The following is a 1,750-nucleotide window of genomic DNA, read 5'->3' as shown; positions in this document are numbered from 1 at the left end:
CCCTACACCCTTACCCCGGGACAACCACCGCCCGGGCTGGACTACCTTCCTGCGTCACCCCATCACTCACCTACTACCACCTTGGGTCGGCGGCTCCACCACTTCCCTTTGCCCGAAGGCTCCAGGACGGCTTCACGGCCTTAGCATCAATGGGCTCGATGTTTGACGCTTCACAGCGGGTACCGGAATATCAACCGGTTATCCATCGACTACGCCTGTCGGCCTCGCCTTAGGTCCCGACTTACCCTGGGCAGATCAGCTTGACCCAGGAACCCTTAGTCAATCGGCGCACACGTTTCTCACGTATGTATCGCTACTCATGCCTGCATTCTCACTCGTGAACCGTCCACCACTAGCTTCCGCTGCAGCTTCACCCGGCACACGACGCTCCCCTACCCATCCCAGCAGGCGTTGGCCCTATATGCTGAAATGACACGACTTCGGCGGTACGCTTGAGCCCCGCTACATTGTCGGCGCGGAATCACTTGACCAGTGAGCTATTACGCACTCTTTCAAGGGTGGCTGCTTCTAAGCCAACCTCCTGGTTGTCTCTGCGACTCCACATCCTTTCCCACTTAGCGTACGCTTAGGGGCCTTAGTCGATGCTCTGGGCTGTTTCCCTCTCGACCATGGAGCTTATCCCCCACAGTCTCACTGCCGTGCTCTCACTTACCGGCATTCGGAGTTTGGCTAAGGTCAGTAACCCGGTAGGGCCCATCGCCTATCCAGTGCTCTACCTCCGGCAAGAAACACACGACGCTGCACCTAAATGCATTTCGGGGAGAACCAGCTATCACGGAGTTTGATTGGCCTTTCACCCCTAACCACAGGTCATCCCCCAGGTTTTCAACCCTGGTGGGTTCGGTCCTCCACGACCTCTTACAGCCGCTTCAACCTGCCCATGGCTAGATCACTCCGCTTCGGGTCTTGAGCGCGCTACTCTATCGCCCTATTCGGACTCGCTTTCGCTACGGCTTCCCCACACGGGTTAACCTCGCAACGCACCGCAAACTCGCAGGCTCATTCTTCAAAAGGCACGCAGTCACGACGCACCAAGTAAACTTGATGCGCGACGCTCCCACGGCTTGTAGGCACACGGTTTCAGGTACTATTTCACTCCGCTCCCGCGGTACTTTTCACCATTCCCTCACGGTACTATCCGCTATCGGTCACCAGGGAATATTTAGGCTTAACGGGTGGTCCCGCCAGATTCACACGGGATTTCTCGGGCCCCGTGCTACTTGGGTGTCTCTCAAACGAGCCGTTGATGTTTCGACTACGGGGGTCTTACCCTCTACGCCGGACCTTTCGCATGTCCTTCGCCTACATCAACGGTTTCTGACTCGCCTCACAGCCGGCAGACTGTGAAAGAGAGATCCCACAACCCCGCACACGCAACCCCTGCCGGGTCTCACACGTATACGGTTTGGCCTCATCCGGTTTCGCTCGCCACTACTCCCGGAATCACGGTTGTTTTCTCTTCCTGCGGGTACTGAGATGTTTCACTTCCCCGCGTTCCCTCCACACTGCCTATGTGTTCAGCAGCGGGTGACAGCCCATGACGACTGCCGGGTTTCCCCATTCGGAAACCCCCGGATCAAAGCCTGGTTGACGACTCCCCGGGGACTATCGTGGCCTCCCACGTCCTTCATCGGTTCCTGGTGCCAAGGCATCCACCGTGCGCCCTTAAAAACTTGGCCACAGATGCTCGCGTCCACTGTGCAGTTCTCAAACAACGACCAACCACCCC

The 1,750-nt window shown here is 57.6% G+C and carries 1 rRNA gene (only partly in view); it reads right to left on the bottom strand.

The window, feature by feature from the left end:
• A 23S ribosomal RNA gene (locus ACZ5WE_RS38270) occupies window positions 1-1,700 on the bottom strand (it extends 1,492 nt beyond the left edge of the window).
• Window positions 1,701-1,750 lie beyond the last annotated feature (50 nt).

Source organism: Streptomyces sp. NPDC033180 (genome assembly GCF_055577645.1).
This window is presented reverse-complemented; position numbering and strand designations above follow the sequence as displayed.